Origin of the sequence: Bradyrhizobium sp. NBAIM08, from assembly GCF_020193935.1 — a bacterium.
GTDB classification, from domain to species: domain Bacteria; phylum Pseudomonadota; class Alphaproteobacteria; order Rhizobiales; family Xanthobacteraceae; genus Bradyrhizobium; species Bradyrhizobium yuanmingense.
Genome location: NZ_JADYVR010000005.1, coordinates 459,022 through 473,953, shown reverse-complemented (window position 1 = coordinate 473,953; position 14,932 = coordinate 459,022). Strand labels below are relative to the sequence as shown.

Annotated in this window: 13 protein-coding genes; 5 read left to right on the top strand and 8 right to left on the bottom strand. The window is 65.4% G+C overall.

The window, feature by feature from the left end:
- The first annotated feature begins 56 nt into the window (after positions 1-56).
- Positions 57-269 (top strand): hypothetical protein, encoded by a 213-nt coding sequence (locus I6F37_RS20245; RefSeq protein WP_306469137.1) that lies wholly within the window; start codon positions 57-59, stop codon positions 267-269.
- Positions 270-387: 118 nt separating this feature from the next.
- The gene (locus I6F37_RS20240) at positions 388-1,581 is read left to right on the top strand and encodes a CaiB/BaiF CoA-transferase family protein (protein WP_225152443.1); all 1,194 of its coding nucleotides are present in this window, start codon (positions 388-390) and stop codon (positions 1,579-1,581) included.
- Positions 1,582-1,668: 87 nt separating this feature from the next.
- Here the strand turns inward: I6F37_RS20240 and I6F37_RS20235 are convergent, their stop codons facing one another.
- The 7 genes from I6F37_RS20235 to I6F37_RS20205 all read right to left on the bottom strand — a co-directional run bounded on the left by I6F37_RS20235 (position 1,669) and on the right by I6F37_RS20205 (position 9,529).
- Positions 1,669-2,535 carry an outer membrane protein gene (locus I6F37_RS20235; RefSeq protein ID WP_036007452.1) on the bottom strand — a complete coding sequence of 289 codons (867 nt, stop codon included), beginning with the start codon at positions 2,533-2,535 and terminating at the stop codon, positions 1,669-1,671.
- Between the two features lie 169 nt (positions 2,536-2,704).
- Complete coding sequence (locus I6F37_RS20230; RefSeq protein WP_036007455.1) at positions 2,705-4,222, bottom strand: tripartite tricarboxylate transporter permease; 1,518 nt, start codon at positions 4,220-4,222, stop codon at positions 2,705-2,707.
- A 15-nt stretch (positions 4,223-4,237) separates the two neighbouring features.
- Positions 4,238-4,780 carry a tripartite tricarboxylate transporter TctB family protein gene (locus tag I6F37_RS20225; protein WP_225152441.1) on the bottom strand — a complete coding sequence of 181 codons (543 nt, stop codon included), beginning with the start codon at positions 4,778-4,780 and terminating at the stop codon, positions 4,238-4,240.
- Between the two features lie 216 nt (positions 4,781-4,996).
- The gene (locus I6F37_RS20220; RefSeq protein WP_225152439.1) at positions 4,997-5,971 is read right to left on the bottom strand and encodes a tripartite tricarboxylate transporter substrate binding protein; all 975 of its coding nucleotides are present in this window, start codon (positions 5,969-5,971) and stop codon (positions 4,997-4,999) included.
- A 155-nt stretch (positions 5,972-6,126) separates the two neighbouring features.
- Complete coding sequence (locus I6F37_RS20215; protein WP_225152437.1) at positions 6,127-6,924, bottom strand: enoyl-CoA hydratase/isomerase family protein; 798 nt, start codon at positions 6,922-6,924, stop codon at positions 6,127-6,129.
- A 55-nt stretch (positions 6,925-6,979) separates the two neighbouring features.
- On the bottom strand, positions 6,980-8,179 hold the full coding sequence (locus I6F37_RS20210) for an alanine--glyoxylate aminotransferase family protein (RefSeq protein WP_225152435.1): 1,200 nt from the start codon (positions 8,177-8,179) through the stop codon (positions 6,980-6,982).
- A 147-nt stretch (positions 8,180-8,326) separates the two neighbouring features.
- Positions 8,327-9,529, bottom strand: a complete 1,203-nt coding sequence (locus I6F37_RS20205) for an alanine--glyoxylate aminotransferase family protein (RefSeq protein ID WP_036007465.1) — start codon at positions 9,527-9,529, stop codon at positions 8,327-8,329.
- Positions 9,530-9,662: 133 nt separating this feature from the next.
- Here I6F37_RS20205 and I6F37_RS20200 point away from each other — a divergent pair, with 133 nt between their 5' ends.
- The 3 genes from I6F37_RS20200 to I6F37_RS20190 all read left to right on the top strand — a co-directional run bounded on the left by I6F37_RS20200 (position 9,663) and on the right by I6F37_RS20190 (position 13,908).
- Positions 9,663-10,409, top strand: a complete 747-nt coding sequence (locus tag I6F37_RS20200; protein ID WP_225152434.1) for a GntR family transcriptional regulator — start codon at positions 9,663-9,665, stop codon at positions 10,407-10,409.
- Positions 10,410-10,511: 102 nt separating this feature from the next.
- Positions 10,512-13,487, top strand: coding sequence for an FAD-binding and (Fe-S)-binding domain-containing protein (locus I6F37_RS20195; RefSeq protein ID WP_225152432.1), 2,976 nt, complete (start codon positions 10,512-10,514; stop codon positions 13,485-13,487).
- Positions 13,480-13,908: a heme-binding protein gene (locus I6F37_RS20190; protein ID WP_109143030.1), complete on the top strand. Its 429-nt coding sequence runs from the start codon at positions 13,480-13,482 to the stop codon at positions 13,906-13,908. Before I6F37_RS20195 ends, I6F37_RS20190 begins: the two co-directional genes overlap by 8 nt.
- A 212-nt stretch (positions 13,909-14,120) precedes the next feature.
- Here I6F37_RS20190 and I6F37_RS20185 read toward each other — a convergent pair whose 3' ends face one another.
- Entirely contained in the window at positions 14,121-14,903 is a 783-nt protein-coding gene (locus I6F37_RS20185) for an enoyl-CoA hydratase/isomerase family protein (protein ID WP_036007523.1), read from the bottom strand.
- Between the last annotated feature and the right edge of the window lie 29 nt (positions 14,904-14,932).

The window sequence follows — 14,932 nt, the reverse complement described above, 5'->3', positions numbered from 1 at the left end:
GCGCCTTGATTGCGCTTGCTGGACTGTCCCATCAACCTCTCGGAGGACTGCCCGTGATGGTGGAGAAGGCCAAGGCAGACGACAGCAGCAAGCGAGGGCGCGCGCCCTCCATGCCGATGGCGCGAGATCCTGCCGCTGCGGTGGCAGAGGAATATGAAGCTGCCCGCCGGAAGGGAACGCGGGAGGCCCTTGAACTCTTCATTGCGCGCCATGGCGATGATCCCCTTGCCGCGCAGGCGCGGGCCGAATTGAAGCGCCTGTCGCGCTGATCTCGCAGACAGCGCCTCAGGCAAGGCATTTCAGCAGGCGGCATCGGCGCCGGCCCGGCTTGTCGCGTGATCTCTGGGCACTATGGTAGGCGCCCAATCTGTCCCGGAGCCTTTCACGATGCCCTTCCCGCATGCCTCGGAAGCCCTGTCGCGCTTCACCGTGCTCGATCTGACCCGTGTTCGCTCCGGGCCGACCTGCGTGCGGCAGCTCGCCGACTGGGGCGCCAACGTCGTCAAGATCGACGCGCTGACCGAGGATGCCGGCGGCGAGCAGCCGGGCGGGCCGCGGCGCGGTTCCGACTTTCAGAATTTGCACCGCAACAAGCGGGCAATGACGCTGAACCTGAAGGACGAGCGCGGGCTCGCGGTGTTCAAGCGCCTCGCCGTCAAGGCCGACGTCGTGGTCGAGAATTTCCGGCCCGACGTGAAGAAGAAGCTCGGCATCGACTACGACAGCCTCGCCGCGATCAACCCGCGCATCGTCTATGGCAGCATCTCCGGCTTCGGCCAGGACGGCCCCTACCACAAGCGGCCGGGCTTCGATCAGATCGCGCAAGGCATGGGCGGGCTGATGTCGATCACCGGCGCGCCGGGCGAAGGCCCGATGCGGGTCGGCATCCCCGTCGCCGACCTCAGTGCCGGTCTGTTTTGCGCGATGGGCATCCTCACCGCCCTGCTCGAGCGCGAGGTCTCGGGCAAGGGCCAGTGGGTGCAGACCTCGCTGCTGCAGGCCCAGATCTTCATGCTCGACTTCCAGGCCGCGCGCTGGCTGATGGAGAAGGAGGTCGCCAAACAGGCCGGCAACAACCATCCGACCAGCATTCCGACCGGCGTGTTCAAGACCTCCGACGGCTACATCAACATTGCCACCACGGGCGGACGGATCTGGGAGCGCTGTGCGCAGGCGATCGGCGCGCCCGAGCTCTACACTCATCCCGACTATGCGACGGCTCCCGCCCGCTCCAGGAATCGCGATGCGCTCAACGCCGAGATCGAGAAGCGCACCGTGACGAAGTCGACCGAGACCTGGGTCCGCGAGCTCAACGAGGCCGGCGTGCCCTGCGGGCCGATCTACGCCATCGACCAGATGTTCGAGGACGCGCAGGTCAGGCATCTCGGCATTGCGCAGGACGTGCCGAACGATGAAGGCCGGGATATCCGCCTGGTCGGCCAGCCCGTGACGCTGTCGCGCACGCCGAGCAGGATGGTGGCGCGGCCGCCGGAATTCGGCGAGCAGACCGACGAAGTGCTGAAGGAGTTCGGCTTCGGCGCGGACGAGATCGCAGGGCTCAGAGACGCGAAGGTGGTGTGAATCTCGCGCGCCCCGTCTGCAACGACAAAGCCCGGCGCGAGCCGGGCTTTGCTTCTTATTGACGCCTTCTTGATCTCAGTACTTCGCTTAGTACTTCGCGACCACCGGGCCACCAAATTGATAGTTGATGCCGGCGCGCAGGATGTGGTCGGTGAAGCGGGAGGAAGCACTGGCCGCAATCGTGGGCAACGGCGCCAGCGAGAACGGACCTGACGAGAACCGGCCGAGATCCACATAGAGATATTCGAGCTTGGCGCTCCAGTTCTGAGTGATCTTGCCTTCCACACCCGCACCCACGGTCCAGCCGACGCGGGTATCCGACGAAGAGCTGGTCGAGGCGACCGCGACACCAGCCGGCGTGAAGCCGGAGATGGTGCCCGTGGTCTTGATCTCGCCGAAGGCCACGCCGCCGGTGCCATAGAACAGCACTTTCGGTGTCGCCAGAAAGCCGACGCGGCCGCGCACCGTGCCGAACCATTGCAGATGCTGGTCGAGCGTCAGAGTGGTGCCGACAGCAGCGCCGGGGGGCAGAAAGGTCAGGCCCGGAAGACAGGCGCCGCCTGCAATGCTGGTGGGGGCGCAGTTGAAGCCGGCGCGGCCCTTCTCGTCCGACCAATTCAGGTCGCCCTCGATGCCGAACACCCAATTCGTGCTCTGCCAGTTGTAGCCGGCCTGGCCACCGGCGACGGCACCGTTCATGTCGAACGAGGCGCTGGTGACGGATCCGGCCGGCGGCACGATCACCGCACCGGTCGCCGTGTTGGTGTAGGTGACGTCGGTGCGCGAACGGCCCCAGCTGTAGCCGCCGTTGGCGCCGACATAGAAGCCCGTCCAGCTCCAGACCGGATCGACCATAGGCGCCTTGACATACGGCTTTGCCGCGAGATCGGCGGCTAGCGCGCCCGTGGCAAACAGCGACATCGCAGCCGCCATTCCAATCACTATCCGCTTCATGGAGAATTCCCCCTTGCACGATCTTGTGATCGGAATATACGCGCATCCTCACCCAAGAGCTGTGCCGCCGCGGCAACATTCGGAAACAATCGGAGGTCGCGCTGGCATCCCGACTAGAAAGCTACCTTCGACATAAGCTATTGATTTCATAGAAAATTTCTCCACCATCCTAAGGCGATGTCGCCCTGGTCCCATGCGTCAACCCGACACGGGCGAGGAGATTGTCGATCACCGGCCAGAACAGCAGCAGAATCGCCAGGGTCGTGATCGAGCCGACCAGGCCGTTCGACCAGAACACCTTCAGGGTGCCGCCGGAGCCGATCATCGACAGCCGGAAGGCATCCTCGGCACGGTTGCCGAGCACGAGCGCCAGGGTGAACGGCGCCAGCGGAATGCCGATCTTCTTGAAGACGTAACCGACCACGCCGAAGCCCAGCATCAGCCAGATGTCGAACATCGCGTTCTGGATGGCATAGGCGCCGATCGCGCAGGACACCACGATCATCGGCGCCACCGCCGCGAACGGCACGCGCAGGATCGAGGCGAAGATCGGCACCGTCGTCAGCACCAGCACGAGGCCGACGACGTTGCCGAGATACATCGAGGCGATCAGGCCCCAGACGAAATCCTTGTGCTCGACGAACAGCAGCGGCCCCGGATTGAGACCCCACACCATCAGCCCGCCGAGCAGAATCGCGGCCGTGCCCGAGCCGGGAATGCCGAGCGCCAGCATCGGCAGCAGCGCCGAGGTGCCGGAGGCATGCGCCGCCGTCTCCGGCGCGAACACGCCTTCGATGCGGCCCTTGCCGAAGCCCTCGGGCTCCTTGGCGAAGCGCTTTGCCAGATTGTAGCCCATGAAGGAGGCCGCGATCGCACCGCCAGGGGTGATGCCGAGCCAGCAACCGATGAAAGAGGAGCGCAGCAGCGTCACCCAGTATTTCGGCAGATCCTTCCAGACGCCGAGCACGACGCGCAGCGAGATGCTAGCCGCATGCCCGCGCAGCGCAAGGCGCTCCTCCATCGTCAGCAGGATCTCGCTGATGCCGAACAGGCCGATGACGGCGACCAGGAAGTTGATGCCGCGCAAGAGCTCCGGCGAGCCGAAGGTCATGCGCAGACTGCCGGACACCGTATCCATGCCGATGCCGGCCAGCAGCAGGCCCAGCGACATCGAGATGACGGTCTTGTGCTTGGCTTCGCGCCCGAGGCCGACGAAGGAGCAGAAGGTGAGGAGATACACCGCGAAGAACTCGGGCGGGCCGAATTTCAGCGCAAAGGACGAGATCATCGGCGCGAGGAAGGTGATCAGGAGCACCGCGACCAGCGAGCCGACGAAGGAGGAGGTGAACGCCGCAGTCAGCGCCTCCGCCGCCCTGCCCTGCTGCGCCATCGGATAGCCGTCGAACGTGGTCGCGACCGACCAGGCTTCGCCCGGGATGTTGAACAGGATCGAGGTGATGGCACCGCCGAACAACGCGCCCCAATAGATGCAGGACAGCATCACGATGGCCGAGGTCGGGTCCATCGTGAAGGTCAGCGGCAACAGGATCGCAACGCCGTTGGGACCGCCGAGCCCGGGCAGCACGCCGACGAAGATGCCGAGCACCAGCCCGACCATCATCAGCACGAGCGTCTTCCACGTCAGCAGGACGGCAAAGCCGTGGAGCAGGAGACCGAGAGCTTCCATCGCGCGCGGCTCCGCCTAGCGGCCGAGGGCCGCTTCGAGCGGCCCCTTCGGCATGATGACGTCGAACGCGACATCGAAGGTAATGAACATGATGGCCGTGAACGCAAACGCAGTGAGCAGCGACTTCCACAGCGCGATCCGGCCGACCAGCCGCATGAAGCCCGCGATCAGGAGAAAGCTCGCGACATACAGGCCGAGGAACTGCGTCGCCAGACAGAACAGCGACGTCGGCACGAACACCGCCAGCACGCGCCGGCCTTGCGCACGCGTGACGAAGGTTCCGGGCGAGACGCGCCGCGCCAGCAGCGCGGCGATCAGACCGTAGAGGCTGCCGCCGGCGAGAATGACGGACAGATAGAATGGGAAATAGCCGGGCTCCGGCCCGGTCGCATCCCAGGACGCGCCGGTGCGCCAATTGTCGTAGCCGAGCGTGACCGCGAGCGCGAGCAGCAGCAGGCAGACGACGATCTCGATCGTGCCGGAAGAGACGACGGAAGGGGAATCGTCTTCGGGCGCGGTGGGATCCTCGACGACGATTTCGATATCGGTTTGGGACATGGGCTCAGATGCGAGGCTGGAGATTGTGCATCTCTCCCCGTGCTTACGGGGAGAGGCAGAGGCCGAATCTGTGGCCGTTTTCTAGAACGCCGAAGCGAAGCTTTGGCTACGGCAAAGCGCCGGGTGAGAGGCTCTCTCCACGAGCTCAACTCGTGGAGAGAGCCCCTCACCCTGCCCTCTCCCCGTCAGAACAGGGCGAGGGAGAAGAAGAGAGAGCTACTTCGCGACGAAGCCGGCTTCCGTCATCAGCGACTTGTTCAGCGCATCGTCCTCCTCGAGGAACTGCACCATGTCCTTGCCGGAGAGGAAGATCGGCTTCAAGGCCTGCTTCTCCATGTAGTCCTTGTACTCCGCGGTCTGCGTCACCTTGTGGAACAGATCGACGTAGAACGCCTGCTGCTCCGGCGTGACCTTGCCGGGCAGGAACATCGCGCGCAGCATCAGATATTGCACGTCGACGCCCTCCTCCTTGCAGGTCGGGATGTCGGCCCAGGACTGGGTGTCGGTCACCTTGGTCGTATAGGCAATGCGCTCCCTGTCGAACACGCAGAGCGGACGCACCTGGCCGGCGCGCCAGACCTCGAGATTTTCGGATGGGTTGTTGACGTTGGCTTCGGTGTGGTTGCCGACCAGCTGGGTCGCGGCCTCGCCGCCGGATTTGTAGGGCAGATAGGAGAATTTCGCGCCGGTCTTCTGCTCCAGGAACACGGTGAGCACGTGGTCCTCGCGCTTGGAGCCGGTGCCGCCCATCTTGAACGGCGCGCTCGCAGCCTTGGCGGCCGCGACGAAGTCCTTCAACGTCTTGGGGCCCGCGCTGTTGTCCCACAGCACGAACTGGTCGAGCGCCACCACGGAGACCGGCGTCAGCTCGCGCCAGTTGAACGGGATCTTCGCCGACAGCGGCAGCATGTAGATCAGCGAATAGGCGATCAGCACCTTGTTGGGGTCGCCCTCGCTGGACTTCATGTACATCAGCGCTTCCGCGCCGGAGGCGCCGCCCTTGAGCGAGACCACCATCGGCTGCTTCATCAGATTGTTCTTCTGGATCGCGGCCTGCATCATCCGCGCCATCTGGTCGGAGGCGCCACCCGCGCCCGCCGCCACCACGATCTCCACCGGTTTCGTCGGCTCCCAGGCCGCAACGGCCGGCGTGCTCAACAACAGCGCCGTCGCAGCGCCGAGGGCTTTCACTGGAATTCGCACGAGTTTCGTCCCCTGATGTTTTTTGAGTTGTAGTTGCGGAAAATTCTATCCCTGCATAGTGCGGATTAATCCTGTAGAGTTCAAGCAGACGGGCAATTGCGCGCATATGACTTTCGACTGACGGAGCCGAAAGCCCGTGAGACTTATTTGCCCTTCCAGACCGGCGCCCGCTTGTTGAGGAAGGCATCCATGCCCTCGCGGAAATCCTCGCTCATATAGGCTTTCAGGATCAGGTCCTCGCCTTCCTCGCGCGAGAGCGTGCGGCGGATGCGGCGCACCGCTTCCTTGGTCGCTTCCAGCGTCAGCGGCGCGTGGCTGGCGACGAGCTTTGCAGTCTCGTCGGCACGGCGCTGCAGCGTCTCGACGTCAGGCACGACCTCGTTGAGCAGGCCGAGCGCCAGCGCCTCCGGCGCGTCGACCAGACGCGCCTTGAAGATCATGTCCTTGGTGCGGGCGGGACCGACCAGCGCGACGACGCGGCTGATGTTCGACATCGACAGGCAGTTGCCGAGCGTGCGCGCAATCGGAAAGCCCATCCGCGTCGTCTCGGTGCCGATGCGAAGATCGCAGCAGGCCGCGATCCCCGCGCCGCCGCCGGTGCAGGCGCCGGCGATCGCCGCGATCACCGGCACGCGGCACTGCTCGAGCGTGCCGAGCACGCGATCGATGCGCGCCTCGTAGTCGAGCGCATCCTGCGCGGTCTTGAAGGCACGGAATTGCGAGATGTCCGTGCCGGAGGCGAACGCCTTGTCGCCCGCGCCGGTCAGGATCAGCGCCTTGATCGAACGGTCGACGTTGATCTCCTGGCATATCTCCGCCATGCGGTCATACATGGCGAAGGTCATGGCGTTGCGCGCCTGCGGGCGGTTGAAGGTGATCCGCGCGATGCCGTCCGTGACGGAGTAGAGCAGGTCTTCGTTGGCAGTCGTCGGTGCGTTCATCGCGCGCTCACTTTCTTCACTACAGTTCAGTCAGGCCGCCCCGGCAACCTGAGCCTTAGGCGACTTGAGCCTTGGTCATCGGCACCACGTCGCGTCCCTTCAGCACATCCATCGCCGCGAGCACGCCGCCGCTCCGGTGCGGGATCTTTGCGAGGTCGAGGCCCATCTCGACGCCTGCAAGCGTGCCCATCAGCATCAGATCGTTGAAGTGGCCGATATGACCGATGCGGAACACCTTGCCCTTGACCTTGTTCAGGCCGGTGCCGAGCGACATGTCGAAGTTTTCCAGCACGACCTTGCGGAAGGCGTCGGCATCAAAGCCCTCGGGCACGCGCACGCCGGTCAGCGCCGGCGAATGCGCGGCGGGATCGGCACACTGCGTCTCGAGGCCCCAGACCTTGACCGCAGCACGCGTCGCGGCGCTGTGGCGCTTGTGGCGGGTCCAGACGTTCTCCAGCCCCTCCTCCTCCAGCATCTTCACCGCTTCGCGCAGGCCGTAGAGCAGGTTCGTTGCGGGCGTGTAGGGGAAGGTGCCGAGCTTGTTGAAGCTGATGACCTCCTGCCAGTCCCAGTATGAGCGCATGCCGGGGTTGGCCTTGGCGACCGCGAGCGCCTTCTCCGAGACCGCGTTGAAGCCGAGGCCCGGCGGCAGCATCAGGCCCTTCTGCGAGCCGGCGACCGAAACGTCGATGCCCCAGGCGTCGTGCTCATATTCCATCGAGCCGAGGCCGGAGATGGTGTCGACCATCAGCAGCGCCGGATGCTTGGTGCGGTCGAGGATCTTGCGCACCTCCAGCGGCGGCGTCACGCAGCCGGTCGAGGTCTCGTTGTGCACGACGCAGACCGCCTTGATGGCGTGCTGCTTGTCGGCGGCAAGACGCTTCTCGATCTCGCCAAGATCGGCGCCATGGCGCCAGTCGCTCGGGATGAAGTCGACATCGAGCTTGAACTTGTCGGCGATGCCGCGCCAGAGCACGGCGAACTGGCCGGTCTCGCACATCAAGACCTTGTCGCCGGGCGCGAACACGTTGACCATCGCCGCTTCCCAGGCGCCGGTACCGGACGAGGGGAAGATGATCACGGGCTGCTTGGTGCGGAATACGCGCTGCATTGCGGCAAGCACGGCAAAACCGAGCTCGGCGAACTCCGGACCGCGATGGTCCAAAGTCGGCATATCCATCGCCCGCAGCACCCGATCGGGCACGTTGGTCGGTCCTGGAATCTGTAAGAAATGCCTTCCAGTATGCACGGTCATCGGCGTCCTTCCCGGTCTTGCCTTGGTTTGGTGGGCGCCGAATAGCACCATTTGACCGGCTTGTCCTCTCCTCCAAAGGGCCCCTCGCGCATAGCGGGCCGGCCTGCCCTCGGCCGCTCCGTCGCGACCATCTTCGCGGGCCGACCTTTACGTGCCGACGATCTTCAGATGCGGCGCGGCATTGCCCTGAGGGCGCTGCTCCAGCAGCTTCATCGCGACGTCCACGCCGCCGGCGCGGTGCGGCACGCCGGCCACCGACAGACCCATCTCGATGCCGGTGAGCGCGCCGAGCAGCGTCAGCGCGTTGCATTCGCCGAGATGGCCGATGCGGAAAACCTTGCCGGCGACCTTCGACAGGCCCGAGCCGAGCGACATGTTGTAATTGTCGAGCACGACTTTCCGGAACTGATCGGCATCATGGCCCGGAGGCATCAGCACAGCAGTGAGCACCGGCGAGAACTCCGAAGGCTCCTGGCACAGCACTTCGAGACCCCAATGGTTGACCGCGGCCCGCGTCGCGGCCGCCAAGCGCTGATGCCGCGCAAAAACATTGTCGAGCCCCTCCTCGAGCAGCATCGCGATCGCCTCGCGCAGGCCGTAGAGCAGATTGGTCGCGGGCGTATAGGGGAAGAAGCCCTTGGCGTTGGGCTTGAGCATCTCCTCCCAGTCGAAATAGGAGCGCGGCATCTTGTTGGTCCTGGACGCAGCCAGCGCCTTCTCCGAGATCGCGTTGAAGCCGAGACCGGGCGGCAGCATGAAACCCTTCTGCGAGCAGCTGACGCTGACATCGACCTTCCACGCGTCGTGACGATAGTCGACCGAGCCGAGCGAGGAGATGGTGTCGACCATCAAGAGTGCCGGATGCGAGGCGCGGTCGATCGCGGCGCGGATCTCGGCGATGCGGCTGGTCGCGCCGGTCGAGGTCTCGTTGTGCACGACCATCACCGCCTTGATGGTGCGCGCGGCGTCTTCGGAGAGCTTGGCCTCGATCACCGTGGGATCGGCGCCGCGGCGCCAGTCGCCCGGGACGAAATCGACCTCGATGCCGAAGCGGGCGGCCATCTGCCGCCACATCGTGGCGAAGTGGCCGGTCTCGACCATCAGCACCTTGTCGCCCGGCGACAGCGTGTTGACGATCGCGGCTTCCCAGGCGCCGGTCCCCGACGAGGGGAAGATCACGACCGGCCCCCTGGTCTGGAAGATCTGCTGGCTGCCTTCGAGCACGGTGCGGCCGAGCTCGCCGAATTCGGCGCTGCGGTGGTCGATGACAGGCATGTCCATCGCGCGCAGGACGCGCTCGGGGACCGGGCTCGGGCCCGGAATCTGTAGGAAATGGCGTCCCTGAGGCATGCAAAGCTCCCTTTCGGCGGGTTATGGCCGGCTGTGCCGGCTATTTTGCATTCATTTTTTGTCCTTTCAATCGAAATCTGGTATTCGATTGCGAGCGTCGACGCGATCAACCGGGCAAACTACTGTGCTGCAAATGAAATCCACGATTCCCGACACCGGGGTTCCGATCACCCCGTCCCCCGGCAATGGCGATCGCCAGGAAAACCGTCACGAGGCCTCGCTGCATGGCGAGATCCTGCTGCGGCTGCGCGATTACGTGGTCGAAGGCAATATTCCCGAAGGCGCGCGCATTCCCGAGCGGCAACTCTGCGAGATGCTCGGCATCTCCCGCACGCCGTTGCGCGAGGCGCTCAAGGTGCTCGCCGCCGAGGGCCTGATCGAGCTACTGCCCAACCGCGGCGCTCGGGTGCGCCAGCTCAGCCAGCGCGATCTCGAGGAACTGTTCGACGTCATGGCAGGCCTGGAAAGCCTGGCAGGGCGCCTCGCCTGCGAAGCCATAACGGATGCGGAAATCACGGCGATCGAGCAGCTGCACTACGAGATGTACGGCCATTACCTGCATCGCGACATGCACGGCTATTTCCAGGCCAACCAGCGCATCCACGAGAGCATCGTCGATGCCGCGCGCAACGATACGCTGAAGATTGCCTACGCCAATTTCGCCGGCCGGATCCGACGCGTCCGCTACTCCGCCAATTTCGCCCGCAAGCGGCAGCGCTGGGCCGAGGCCATGCGCGAGCATGAGGCCATGCTGGATGCGCTACGCCGCCGCGCCGGCAGCGAACTCAGCGACATCCTGTTCCAGCATCTGCGCAACAAGCGCACGGCCGCGATCGAGCACCTGACCGAACCCCAAGAGGGCGCGCCGGCATCGCCTTAAAGGCGCCAGGCTTGCTCATTTTGCATTCACAATATAGCGGTCAGGAACCACAATGAATATCCCAGCAAGGCTGAGCCTCGCCGGGTCAGTCCGGGATCAGGGATGACGAACGCCTCCTCGCTCGAACGGCGCCTGCGGTCGGAATTGACCGGCGACGTGCTGTTCGACGGCTTCAGCCGCGGCCGCTACGCCACCGACGCCTCGTTCTACCAGATCATGCCGGCTGGCGTGGTGGTCCCCAAGACCATGGACGAGGCCTTGCGGGCGCTGGCGATTGCGCACGACGAGGGGCTGAAGGTCACCCCGCGCGGCGGCGGCACCTCGCAATGCGGCCAGACCGTCAATGACGGCCTCGTGGTCGATCTCTCCAAGCACCTCAACCGGATCCTGTCGCTCGATGTCGAAGGCCGCACCTGCGTAGTCGAGCCCGGCATCGTGCTCGACGACCTCAACCGTCAGCTTAGGAAGCACGGCTTGTGGTTTCCTGTCGACGTCTCCACGGCCTCCCGCGCCACCATCGGCGGCATGGCCGGCAACAATTCCTGCGGCGGCCGCTCGCTGCGCTACGGCACCATGCGCGACAACACGCTGTCGATGGAGGCCTCGCTCGCCGACGGCACGCTGAGCCGTTTTGGCGAGGTCGCGCGCGATCTCTCCGACCTCGAGGCCGGCGACAGCACCCGCGCCCTGTTCCGCGACATGCTCGACCTCGGCACCCGCGAGGCCGACGAGATCGCCGCGCGCTTCCCAAAAGTGCAGCGCCGCGTCGGCGGCTACAATCTCGATGCGCTCGTGCCGCGCAATGCGCCGAACAACATGGCGCATCTGTTGGTCGGCTCCGAAGGCACCCTCGCCTTCACCACCAAGGTCGAGCTGAAGCTGTGGCCCGTGATCCGCAACAAGGCGCTCGGCGTCTGCCATTTCGGCAGCTTCTACGAGGCCATGGATGCGGCCCAGCACCTCGTCAAGCTCAAGCCGATTGCGGTCGAGCTGGTCGACCGCACCATGATCGCGCTCGGCCGCGACATTGCGATGTTCGCACCCGTCATCTCCGCGGCCATCAAGGGCGATCCGGACGCCGTGCTGGTGGTCGAATTCGCCGAAGAGGACCAAGCCGACAACCTCGTGCGCCTCAAGCAGCTCGGTGAGCTGATGGCGGATCTCGGCTTCGGCTGGAACAACGACACGCGCAAATGGGGCGGCGTGGTCGAGATCACCGAACCCGCGCTGCAGAGCGGCATCGCCGATTTCCGCGCGGCCGGCCTCAACGTGATGATGTCGATGAAGCAGGAGGGCAAGCCGGTCTCCTTCGTCGAAGACTGCGCGGTGCCGCTGCCGCACCTCGCCGACTACACCGCGCGGCTGAACGAAGTCTTCGCCAAGCACGGCACCAGCGGCACGATGTACGCGCACGCCTCCGAAGGCTGCCTGCATGTGCGCCCCGTTCTGAACCTGAAGCTGGAGAAGGACGTCAAGGCGATGCGCGCCATCGCCGAAGAGGCCTTCGCCCTGGTGCGCGAGTACAAGGGCTCGCATTCCGGCGAGCACGGCGACGGGCTGGTGCGCTCCGAATTCCACGAGGCCATGTTCGGCGAGCGCCTCGTCGCCGACTTCAGGGAGGTGAAGCAGCGCTTCGATCCTGCCGGCCTGCTCAATCCCGGCAAGATCGTCGATGCGCCCAGGATGGACGACCGCTCGCTGTTCCGCTTCAAGCCCGACTATCGGGTCGGCGAGCTGAAGACGAAGCTCGACTGGTCGGCTTATCCCGGCGCCGGCGGCGGTTTCCAGGGCGCGGTCGAGATGTGCAACAACAACGGCGCCTGCCGCAAGCTCGAGGGCGGTGTGATGTGCCCGTCCTATCGCGCCACGCGCGACGAGAAGGACGTTACCCGCGGCCGCGCCAATACGCTGCGGCTTGCGATCTCCGGCCAGCTCGGCCCGGATGCGCTCTCTTCCGACGAGATGATGGAGACGCTCAAACTCTGCGTCTCCTGCAAGGCCTGCCGCCATGAATGCCCGACCGGCGTCGACATGGCCAAGATGAAGATCGAGGTGCTCGCGGCGCGCGCCGCCAGCCGCGGCCTGACGCTGCGCGACCGGCTGGTTGCATATCTGCCGCGCTATGCCGGTCTTGCGTCGCGCTTGGCGCCGCTGGCGAATTTGCGCAACGGCAGCCCGCTGCTGCGAAGGCTGTTCGAGCGGTTTGCCGGCATCAGCGCGCGCCGGGCCCTCCCCGCCTTTCGCCGCGATGTGTTCGTGCCGCCGTCCGAAAGCGTCGGGCCTACGGACGGTCGCGAGGTCGTGCTGTTCACTGATACCTTCAACCGCATCTATGAGCGCGAGAATCTCGACGCCGCGCTGCGCGTGCTCACGGCCGGCGGCTATCGCGTGCATCTGCCGAAGCCGGTGAGCGGGTGCCGTCCGCTGTGCTGCGGCCGCACATTCCTGTCAGCTGGCCTCGTCGACGAAGCCAAGGTCGAGCTCGACCGGCTGGTCTCGGCCTTCGCGCCATACGCGGCGCGCGGCGTGCCGATCGTCGGCCTTGAGCCGAGCTGCCTCCTGACGCTGCGCGACGAGCTCGCTTCACTGCGCAAGGACGACGAAGCCAAGGCGGTGGGCGCCCACGCGCTGACCTTCGAGGAGTTTCTGGCGCGCGAGGCAGAGGCCGGAAGGCTGCAACTGCCGCTCGGCATCGTCGCGGACAAGGCCGTGGTGCACGGCCATTGCCATCAAAAATCCTTCGGCGCCTTCAAGCCTGTCGAGCAGGTGCTGCGCCTCATCCCAGGCCTTGAGGTTAAGACCATCGAGTCGAGCTGCTGCGGCATGGCCGGCGCCTTCGGCTATGGCGCGGACACCTATGATGCCTCGATCGAGATGGCCGAGCTGTCACTGCTGCCGGCCGTGCGGAAGGCTGACCGGAATACGCTCGTCGTCGCCGACGGCACCTCATGCCGGCACCAGATCCACGACGGCGCCCAGCGCGAAGCACTTCACGTCGCCCGCGTGCTGGCCATGAGCCTCGATCGCGCCAAATCCAACGCCACCTCTCCAGCTGCAAAGGAAACCAGCCATGGCTGATCTCACCCTCGACACCGCCCGAAAAATCCTCGAAGCCGCCTTCGCGAAAGCCGGCGAGCTCAAGCTGAAGCCGCTGGTCGTCACCATCCTGGACGCGCGCGGCGTGCTCAAGCTCGCGGCGGCGCAGGACGGAACCAGCCTGATGCGCGCCGAGATCGCGCATGGCAAGGCCTATGGCGCGCTCGCCATGGGCATGGGCTCGCGTGCTCTGTTCCAGCGCGCGCAGGAGCAGGCCTATTTCGTCGATGCCGTGAACACGATCGCGAAGGGCGCGCTGGTACCGGTCCCCGGCGGCGTGCTGATCATGGATGGCACCACCCTGCTCGGCGCGGTCGGCGTCTCCGGCGATACGTCCGACAATGACGAAGCCTGCGCGGTGGCGGGGATTCAGGCGGCGGGACTGAAGGCGAACGCGGGGTGAGATTGTCTTTCCGGGGCGCGCCCCTTGGCGCGAGCCCGGAATCCATTTCTCCGCATCACTTGCTGCACGATGGATTCCGGGCTCGCGCTACGCGCGCCCCGGAATGACGGCGGAGGATGCGGCTACATTCTCGTTCGTGCCGCCCTGGGTCCCGGCTCTGCGCAGCGACGCCGACGCGTTGCGGCGCGTCCGGGATGCGAGAGCGGATCCCCTCACCTCCCCGTCCAGACCGGCTTCCGCTTCTCGCTGAACGCCTTCAACCCTTCCTTGGCGTCCTCGGTCATCGCGAGCAGTGCGATCTGGCTTTCGGTATAGGCGATGCTCTCGTCGAACGACATCGAGGCGATCGCGCGCATGGCGTATTTGCCGCGGCGGATCGCGGTCGGGGATTTGTCGACGATGCGGGCGATCAGCCAGTCAACCTTGGCATCTAACTCAGCGGCCGGCACGATGTAGTTGAGCAGGCCAGCGGCCTGCGCGGCCCTGGCGTCGAACGGCTCGCCCGTGAGCGCCCATTCGTTGACGAGACGGGGCGGAGCGATGCGCTGCAGCAGGCTCAGCACCTGCATCGGGAACACGCCGACCTTCACCTCCGGCAGGCCGAAGACGACGTGATCGGCCGCAACCGCCATGTCGGTCATGCACAGAAGGCCCATGCCGCCGGCCATGCAGACGCCACTGAGGCGCGCAATCGCCGGCTTCGTGGCGTTCTGTGACAAACGTAACAGATCGGCATAGTCGACATTTGGTTTGGAATGATCCATCGCGAAAGCCGCGCCGGAATTCTGCAAGTCGGCGCCCGCGCAGAACGCCTTGTCGCCCGCGCCCGTCAGCACGATGACGCGGACGTCCTTGTCCTCATGCGCGTCGCGATAGGCTCTTGTGATCCCGGCGATGACCTCGCCGTTCAGCGCGTTGCGTTTCTCCGGCCGGTTGATGGTGATCCAGAACGCCTGCCCGCGCTTCTCGGTGATGACGGCTGTGGTGTCGGTCATGACATGCTCGCTCGCTTGGTCCCGTTTTG

What these genes read in the sequence shown, in the direction of transcription:
- I6F37_RS20245 (WP_306469137.1), top strand. Translation starts at nt 57, where the DNA reads ATGGTGGAGAAGGCCAAGGCAGACGACAGCAGCAAGCGAGGGCGCGCG.
- I6F37_RS20240 (WP_225152443.1), top strand. Translation starts at nt 388, where the DNA reads ATGCCCTTCCCGCATGCCTCGGAAGCCCTGTCGCGCTTCACCGTGCTC.
- I6F37_RS20235 (WP_036007452.1), bottom strand. Translation starts at nt 2,535, where the DNA reads ATGAAGCGGATAGTGATTGGAATGGCGGCTGCGATGTCGCTGTTTGCC.
- I6F37_RS20230 (WP_036007455.1), bottom strand. Translation starts at nt 4,222, where the DNA reads ATGGAAGCTCTCGGTCTCCTGCTCCACGGCTTTGCCGTCCTGCTGACG.
- I6F37_RS20225 (WP_225152441.1), bottom strand. Translation starts at nt 4,780, where the DNA reads ATGTCCCAAACCGATATCGAAATCGTCGTCGAGGATCCCACCGCGCCC.
- I6F37_RS20215 (WP_225152437.1), bottom strand. Translation starts at nt 6,924, where the DNA reads ATGAACGCACCGACGACTGCCAACGAAGACCTGCTCTACTCCGTCACG.
- I6F37_RS20210 (WP_225152435.1), bottom strand. Translation starts at nt 8,179, where the DNA reads ATGACCGTGCATACTGGAAGGCATTTCTTACAGATTCCAGGACCGACC.
- I6F37_RS20205 (WP_036007465.1), bottom strand. Translation starts at nt 9,529, where the DNA reads ATGCCTCAGGGACGCCATTTCCTACAGATTCCGGGCCCGAGCCCGGTC.
- I6F37_RS20200 (WP_225152434.1), top strand. Translation starts at nt 9,663, where the DNA reads ATGAAATCCACGATTCCCGACACCGGGGTTCCGATCACCCCGTCCCCC.
- I6F37_RS20195 (WP_225152432.1), top strand. Translation starts at nt 10,512, where the DNA reads ATGACGAACGCCTCCTCGCTCGAACGGCGCCTGCGGTCGGAATTGACC.
- I6F37_RS20190 (WP_109143030.1), top strand. Translation starts at nt 13,480, where the DNA reads ATGGCTGATCTCACCCTCGACACCGCCCGAAAAATCCTCGAAGCCGCC.
- I6F37_RS20185 (WP_036007523.1), bottom strand. Translation starts at nt 14,903, where the DNA reads ATGACCGACACCACAGCCGTCATCACCGAGAAGCGCGGGCAGGCGTTC.